Genomic DNA, 7,271 nt, shown 5'->3' with positions numbered 1-7,271 from the left:
GGACCCGCTGACCTTCACCTGGCAGAGCGTGCCGCAGCGCCTGGCCGAGCGCGGAGACCCCTGGGCCGACATGAGCCAGGTGGACCAGACGCTGGACGAGGCCCTGCGGGCGACGGCGCTCTCGGACGGCGGGGAGGCTACGCCGGCCCGGCGGGCCCGGACGGCCAGGACCCGGGGAGGAGGTCGGCGACGCGGATGACCGCGTCGGGGCGGGCGAGCGGGGTCACGGCGGCGGACGGACCCAGGCGCGCCTTGCTCCGGTAGCGGGTGCGGCCCTGGGGGTCCGGTCCGGGATCCCGGTAGACTTCCAGCACCCCCTCACGGCGCTCTCGGGATGTCGGGTGCGGTAGTCGCGGAAGTGTCCCGGGACGACGGCCACGTCCGGCTCGGGCTGGGAGCGCGGGCCTGCGGAGAGGGGGGAACTGCACGCGGTCGTCCCGGCCCTGCCCAAAGGCGGCCCGCAGCTGCTCCTCCACGGCGCGGGTCGCCGCATTCTGCGCCGCGTTCACGAGTCGGGTGGCGAGGCAGAGACGGCACGTGCCAGGTCCAGCAGGTGAGGGATGGCGGCCCGCACGGCACGGGCCCGGTGGCTGATGCGGTTCTTCACCCCGGGCGGGAGCTCCGCCATCGTCCGCCCGTACTCCGGCACCAGGAAGATGGGATCGTAGCCAAACCCCCCTTCGCCCGCGGGCGCCTCGGCGATGCGTCCCTCCACCACCCCCTCGAAGGCCCGAACGGTCCCGTCGGGGGTGGCCACCGCCACCACGGCCCGGAAGCGCGCGGTGCGCCGCTCGGGGGGGACACCGCGCAGCCGCGCCAGGATCTCCGCGTTGCGCTGGACGTCGGTGGCGGTCGGGCCGAGGAAGCGGGCCGAGTGCACGCCGGGCTCCCCGCCCAGCGCGTCCACCTCCAGGCCGGAGTCGTCCGCCAGCGCCGGATACCCCGTGGCCCGGGCCGCCGCCACCGCCTTGCTCACCGCGTTGCCGACGTAGGTCTCGCTCGCCTCGGGCAGCTCGTCCACCTGGGGAAAGTCCCGCAGGGAGCGCACCTCCAGCGGCAACGCCCCAAGCAGCGCACCGAGCTCCGCAATCTTGCCCGGGTTGCGCGTGGCCAGGACAAGGATGAACCTCCCCGTTGACATCATGAAGATTCCACCGGTGATCCTCCTCGACGCCAACCGCCTCCTGTTCGCCTACAACGATGGTCGTCGCCTGGTGGCGCACCCGACGGCGGTCTAGGTGCAGGCCGGCGAGCGGCACGACTGACAGGCGGGTCCGGGCGGCGGAAAGCCGTTTGAGCCCGGCGGTGTCGCTTCCCGTGGGGTCTGGCGTGCTCGCCGACGGTAACCCCGCGCCTCTTCTGCCGCCCGGCCTCCCTCACGTCCGCGCCGACGGACCGAGGACGTCGGCCAGGACGGCCTTCTGGTGCGCGATGAGCGTCTTGATCCCCTTCTCCCCTAGGGTCAGGAGGGTGAGCAGCTCCGGCCGGGTGAAGGGCAGGCCCTCCGCCGTCCCCTGGATCTCTACCAGGCGGCCCGACTCGGTCATGACCAGGTTCATGTCCACCCGGGCGCGGGAGTCCTCGTAGAAGTCCAGGTCGAGGACCATCTGGTCCTCGACGATGCCCACGCTGGTGGCGGCCAGGAACTCCCGCAGCGGCCACCAGGCCAGCGCCTGGGAGCGGCGCAGCAGGTGGAGCGCGTCCACCAGGGCGACGAAGGCGCCGGTGATGGCGGCGGTGCGCGTCCCCCCGTCGGCCTGGATGACGTCGCAGTCGATCCAGATGGTGCGCTCGCCCAGCTTCTGCAGGTCCACCGCCGCGCGCAGCGAGCGCCCGATGAGGCGCTGGATCTCCATGGTGCGCCCCGACGGCCGCCCGCCCTCGCGCGGGGTGCGCTCCTGCGTGGCCCGCGGGAGCATGCCGTACTCGGCGGTGATCCACCCCTGCCCCGCCCCGCGCAGCCACTGGGGCAGGCGCTCCTCCACGGTGGCGGTGCAGACCACGCGCGTGCTCCCCAGGGTGATCAGCACCGACCCCTCGGCGTGCGGGATGAACCCGCGCGTGATGGTCACGGGGCGCAGTTCGTCGGGCTGGCGCCCGTCGTGGCGCGGCATGGAATGCTCCTCACCCGGGATGGCGGCCCACCATGGCGGCACCGGCGGGCGCGCCGACGCGGCCTCAGACCTCGTAAACGTCGAGCTCTCGGGCGATCCGGACCTCGCCGGCGAACTCCTTCGCCGCCCCGGCGGCGGCCTCCTCGGTGTAGTCGCCGTAGGGCGTGAAGAAGTGGGTGAGCAGCAGGATGCCGGCGTCGGCGGCGGCGGCCATGTGGCCGGCCATGCGCCCGGAGAGGTGCCCGAGCCGCAGGCTGTGCTCTTCGTCGGCTTCCCGCAGCGTGGCTTCGCAGAGGAAGAGGTGGGCCTCGCGGGCCAGCAGGGGCACGCGTTCCGAAGGGCCGGTGTCCGCCGAGTAGGCCAGGACCCGCCCCCCGGCCTCGACGCGCACGGCGAAGCACGGGACCGGGTGGCTGGTCTGAGCGAACCGCAGGACGAAGGGCCCCAGGCGCGCCGAGCGCCCGTCGGCCATGGGGATGAAGAGGAAGCGCTCACGGAAGCGCGCCTGCTCCTCCGGGCCCAGCCAGGCCGGGAGGCGGTCCAGCGCCCCCGGCGGGCCGAGCAGCGGCAGGGGCGGGGCGGGCCGCGGACCCCCGAAGTGCAGCGCCTGCTTCAGGGCGAAGAGGTCGAGGACGTGGTCCGGGTGGAGGTGGGAGACCACCACGCCCTGCAGGGCGATCTCGCCAGTCACGCGCTGGAGGTTGCCCAGCACGCCGGTCCCGCACTCCAGCAGGAGGCGCTGTCCTTCGGCCTCGAGCAGGTAGCCCGGAGAGGCGCCTCCGGCCGGCGGATAGGGGCTCCAGCGGCCGAGGATGGTGAGACGCATCGCTGGGGTCAATGCCCGGCGGGGACCGGGAAGACCACCAGGAAGCGGGCCACCCCGCGGGCGATGGCCTCGGCGACGCGCTCGCGGAAGGCGTCCTCGCGCAGCCGCGCCTCCTCCGCCGGGTGGGAGATGAAGGCCACCTCGACCAGGATCGCCGGCATGGTGCTCTCGCGCAGGACGTAGAAGTTCGCCGTCTTCACGCCGCGGTTGGGCAGCCCCAGCGCCCGGACGAGCTCGTCCTGCACGAGCTGGGCCAGCGCCTGGCTGTGCGCATTGAGGAAGTACGTCTCCGTGCCCGACTGGATGGGGCCGCCCCGGGCGTGGGCGTTGGCGTGGATGGAGACGAAGACGGTCCCGCCCCGCTCCCGGGCGATGCGCACGCGGTCGGGGAGCTCCACCGTGGCGTCCGTCTCGCGGGTCATCACGACGCGGATGCCGTCCCCGACGAGCAGTCGGCGCAGCCGCAGGGCGATGTCCAGGTTGACCTCTTTCTCCACCAGGCCGGTGGGGCCGATGGCCCCGGGGTCGCGCCCCCCGTGGCCCGGGTCGACGACGACCACGTGGCCGCGCACCGGGCCGTCCGTGAGGGTAATGACCAGGGTGGTCCCCTCGGCGGCGATGGTGTAGGGGACCTTGCGGCGCAGCGTGACCACGACGCGGGTGATGTCGGGGTCCGCCTGGAACTGCGCCGCCCGGACGTTCTCGATCGCTGGCGTTCCCACGGGGATCTCCTGCTTGACCGGCACGAAGACGCTGTCGGGGATGTCCACCACCAGCCGGTCGGGGTCAGGGAGCTCGCGCACCACGGGCTGCATCGGCCCGGTGCCTTCGACCACCACGCGGGTGACGGGACCGGCCTCGACGCGCACCTGGAGGATGCGGATGCCCGTCGTCCCCGGCGTCGCCCCCCCGGGTGGCCCCGCGGCGTCGGGCGGCGCGGCGGGCGAGCCCGCCGCGGGGGGTGACCCAGACGGGGCGGCGGCCGGCGACGACCCGGGCGCCCCCGGCGGAGACGCGGGCGAAGCGGACGGTGCGGGCGGCGCGGCCGGGGAGGTGGCGGGCGGGGGGACCGCCTGAGCTGGTCGCCCGGTTGCGGGTCGGGGCCGGACCTCGACCGTCAGGTCGAAGGCGGTGGGGCTCTCCGCCAGCCGCACCTCCACCGGCTGGGCCAGGTCGAGGACGATGCGGGTGACGTAGGGTTTCGTCTGGAACTGCGAGATGCGCGCGCGCAGGATGCCGCCCTCGCCGACCGGCACCTCCTGGTCGGTCTGACGGAAGACGGCGTGGCGGAGGTCGAGGGCGACGCGGTCCGGGTTGGTCAGCGTGCGCGTCTCCACCTGGACGGGCCCGGTGGCACCCACGACCAGGCGCACGGTCCCGCCGGTGCGCTGCACCGTCACGCCGGTGACAACGGAGTTCGCGTAGAGGACGCCCTCCCGCTCGTCCAGGTGGGTCCAGGCACCAAGCAGGCCGAAGACGGCGAGGGCCGGAATATAGGGGAGGTCCCGCAGCAGCAGCGCCGGGACCGGCAGCAGGCGCTGCTGGCCGTTCACCAGCGCGTAGGGGTCGTTGAGGCGCAGCCGGATGGTCGTGCGCGTGCGGTTGCTGATGAGGATGGCGCGCTCCTCGGGCAGCCAGGCGGCGGCCGCGCCGAAGGGCTCGAAGATCCCCGGGAGGGGGACCACGACCTGCCCGTTGTAGGCGATAGGCGACGCGGCCAGGGGGACCGCCTGGCCGTTCACGACGAGGCGGAGGGCCGATGATTGTCCGCTGGCGCTACGACTCGGTGATGCCAGGAGCACCACCGTCAGGAGCAGCGCTCCCGAGAGCTTCATTCAGCACCCGAATTGTCGTCCCGCCCTCTCCCGTACCCGTCCCGGTTCGGTTCGAGACCTCGGAACTCCTGCCGTGACGCGCCCCGCCCCGCTCCTGGACGCGCACCTCTCCGCCGACCCGCGCACGGTGGCGGCGGCGGCCCGGGCGGCCGAAGCGGCGGGGGTGCACGCCCTGTGGCTCCCCGAGATCGCCCACGACCCGCTGCTCGGGGCCGCGCTGGCCGCGGCCCACACCACCCGGCCGCTCGTCGGGACGGCCATCGCGCTGGCCTTCGTGCGCAGCCCCACCGCCCTGGCCTACGCCGCCTGGGACCTGGCCCTGCTCTCCGGCGGCCGCTTCGTCCTGGGGCTCGGCTCGCAGGTGCGGGCGCACGTGGAACGGCGCTTCGGCATGCCGTTCGACCCGCCGCTCCTGCGCATGCGCGACACGGTGGCGGCCATCCGGGCGGTGTGGCAGGCCTGGCGCACCGGAGGCCCGCTGCGGCACGAGGGCCCGTGCTACCGGCTCTCGCTCATGACGCCCTTCTTCACCCCGCCGCCGCTCCCCTCATCCATCCCCATCTACCTGGCCGCGGTGAACCGGGCGATGTGCCGCTTGGCCGGCCAGGTGGCCGACGGGATCCACGTCCACCCCTTCCACACCCGGGCCTACCTGGAGGAGGTCATCCTGCCGGCGGTGCGCCGGGGGTGCGCCCGCGCCGGGCGCGCTCCGCAGGCGGTGACGGTAGCGGTCAGCGTCATCGTGGCGCCCACCGACGGACCAGACGCCGACCGGCTGCTCACCGAGGCGCGCCGGCTCGTGGCCTTCTACGCCTCCACGCCCGCCTACCGCCCGGTCCTGGCGCACCACGGCTGGGAACGGCTGGGGGAGCGGCTGAGCCGGCTGGCGGCGGCCGGCCGGTGGGACGAGATGGGGACGCTCGTCACGGACGAGGTGCTGGAGACCGTCGCGGTGGTAGCCCCTCGAACGCAGCTGATGGAGCGGCTCCTGGCCCGGGGGGCGGGTGCCGCCGACCGGATCGCCCCTCATCACCCGTTCGCACCGGGCGATCCGCTGTGGCAGGCCCTGCTGCTGTGAGACCAAGTGCTCACAACTCCTCCGGGAGGAGCTTGCCCGGGTTCATGAGGTCGTGCGGGTCGAGGGCCCGCTTGAGCGCCCGCATCACCGCCAGCGCCTCGCCGTGCTCCGCGGCCATGTAGGGGAGCTTCCCGAGCCCCACGCCGTGCTCGCCCGTGCAGGTACCGCCCAGCGCCAGGGCCCGATGCACCACCCGCTCGTTGAGCCGGTGGACCGCGGCCACCTCCGCCGGGTCGTCGGGGTCGAGCAGGAAGAGCAGGTGGAAGTTGCCGTCACCGGCGTGCCCCACCAGGACCACGGGGACGGGGCAGTCGGCCAGGTCCCGCTTCGTCTCGACGATGCACTCGGCCAGGCGGGAGATGGGGACGCAGACGTCGGTCGTCAGCGCGCGGCAGCCCGGGCGCAGGGTCAGGGCCGCCCAGTAGGCGTCGTGCCGGGCCTTCCACAGCTGCGCCCGCGCCTCGGCGCCGGTGGCCCAGCGGAAATCGCGCCCGCCACGGGCCAGGGCCAGCTCCTGCACCGCCCCGGCCTGCTCGGCCACGCCGCGCGCCGTCCCGTGGAACTCGAAGAAGAGCGTGGGCGCCTCGGGCAGCGCCAGCCCGGCGTAGCGGTTGCAGGCGGCCATCTGGACTTTGTCGAGCAGCTCCAGACGGGCCACCGGGATGCCCAGCTGGACGGTGGCGATGACGGTCTCCACGGCTCCGGCGATGGTCTCGAAGGCGCAGGTGGCCGCCGAAACCGCCTCTGGGAGCCCGTGCAGGCGCACGGTGACCTCGGTGATCACGCCCAGGGTCCCCTCCGAGCCCACGAACAGGCGCGTCAGGTCGTAGCCGGCGGCCGACTTGCGGGCGCGCGTGCCGGTCCGCACGACCCGCCCGTCCGCCAGCACGACGGTCAGCCCCAGGACGTTCTCGCGCATCGTGCCGTAGCGCACCGCGGTCGTCCCGGAGGCGCGCGTGGCCGCCATCCCGCCCAGCGTGGCATCGGCGCCGGGGTCCACGGAGAAGAACAACCCGCTGGGGCGCAGGTGGCGGTTGAGCTGCCGGTGGGTCACCCCGGCCTCCACCGTGGCGTCCAGGTCCTCGGCGCTGACGCGCAGGACCCGGTTCATGCGCGTCAGGTCCACGCAGATGCCGCCGGCGACGGCGGCGACGTGCCCCTCCAGCGAGGTCCCCGCCCCGAAGGGAATCACCGGGGCGCCCACGGCGGCACAGGCGCGCACGACGGCCTGGACCTCCTCGGTGGACTCGGGGAAGGCCACGGCATCCGGCAGGGCCGGGGGCAGGTACGTCTCGCCGCGGCTGTGGTGCTCGCGCACTGCGGGGGCGGTGGAGAGGCGCTCGCCCAGCACGGTGCGCAGGGTCTCCAGCAGCGGCTCCACCGGATAGGCCCGACGGCGGACGGTCGGCATGGACCTC

7 protein-coding genes are annotated in these 7,271 nt (G+C 74.4%); 2 read left to right on the top strand and 5 right to left on the bottom strand.

Annotation, left to right across the window (positions count from 1 at the left end):
- Positions 1-199, top strand: a 199-nt coding sequence (locus RB146_11575; GenBank protein MDQ7829609.1) for a DNA polymerase domain-containing protein, incomplete at its 5' end; no start/stop codon positions are given.
- Between the two features lie 306 nt (positions 200-505).
- On the opposite strand, the gene rdgB is transcribed toward RB146_11575, so the two are convergent.
- From rdgB to RB146_11555, 4 genes are all read right to left on the bottom strand, one after another.
- On the bottom strand, positions 506-1,141 hold the full coding sequence (gene rdgB, locus RB146_11570; GenBank protein MDQ7829608.1) for an RdgB/HAM1 family non-canonical purine NTP pyrophosphatase: 636 nt from the start codon (positions 1,139-1,141) through the stop codon (positions 506-508).
- A gap of 235 nt (positions 1,142-1,376) precedes the next feature.
- Positions 1,377-2,114, bottom strand: a complete 738-nt coding sequence (rph, locus tag RB146_11565) for a ribonuclease PH (GenBank protein MDQ7829607.1) — start codon at positions 2,112-2,114, stop codon at positions 1,377-1,379.
- Between the two features lie 64 nt (positions 2,115-2,178).
- Positions 2,179-2,940 (bottom strand): MBL fold metallo-hydrolase, encoded by a 762-nt coding sequence (locus tag RB146_11560; GenBank protein MDQ7829606.1) that lies wholly within the window; start codon positions 2,938-2,940, stop codon positions 2,179-2,181.
- An 8-nt stretch (positions 2,941-2,948) separates the two neighbouring features.
- Positions 2,949-4,775, bottom strand: a complete 1,827-nt coding sequence (locus RB146_11555) for an N-acetylmuramoyl-L-alanine amidase family protein (GenBank protein ID MDQ7829605.1) — start codon at positions 4,773-4,775, stop codon at positions 2,949-2,951.
- A gap of 73 nt (positions 4,776-4,848) precedes the next feature.
- On the opposite strand from RB146_11555, the gene RB146_11550 reads away from it, so the two are divergent.
- Entirely contained in the window at positions 4,849-5,853 is a 1,005-nt protein-coding gene (locus RB146_11550; protein MDQ7829604.1) for a TIGR03617 family F420-dependent LLM class oxidoreductase, read from the top strand.
- A 10-nt stretch (positions 5,854-5,863) separates the two neighbouring features.
- Here RB146_11550 and RB146_11545 read toward each other — a convergent pair whose 3' ends face one another.
- Positions 5,864-7,264 (bottom strand): FAD-linked oxidase C-terminal domain-containing protein, encoded by a 1,401-nt coding sequence (locus RB146_11545; GenBank protein ID MDQ7829603.1) that lies wholly within the window; start codon positions 7,262-7,264, stop codon positions 5,864-5,866.
- Positions 7,265-7,271: the final 7 nt, after the last annotated feature.

This window comes from Armatimonadota bacterium (genome assembly GCA_031081585.1).
GTDB lineage: Bacteria > Sysuimicrobiota > Sysuimicrobiia > Sysuimicrobiales > Humicultoraceae > Geohabitans > Geohabitans tengchongensis.
This window is presented reverse-complemented; position numbering and strand designations above follow the sequence as displayed.

Excerpts from the sequence above, each read along its gene's own strand:
- RB146_11555 (MDQ7829605.1), bottom strand. The coding sequence starts at position 4,775 with ATGAAGCTCTCGGGAGCGCTGCTCCTGACGGTGGTGCTCCTGGCATCA.
- RB146_11560 (MDQ7829606.1), bottom strand. The coding sequence starts at position 2,940 with ATGCGTCTCACCATCCTCGGCCGCTGGAGCCCCTATCCGCCGGCCGGA.
- RB146_11545 (MDQ7829603.1), bottom strand. The coding sequence starts at position 7,264 with ATGCCGACCGTCCGCCGTCGGGCCTATCCGGTGGAGCCGCTGCTGGAG.
- rph (MDQ7829607.1), bottom strand. The coding sequence starts at position 2,114 with ATGCCGCGCCACGACGGGCGCCAGCCCGACGAACTGCGCCCCGTGACC.
- rdgB (MDQ7829608.1), bottom strand. The coding sequence starts at position 1,141 with ATGTCAACGGGGAGGTTCATCCTTGTCCTGGCCACGCGCAACCCGGGC.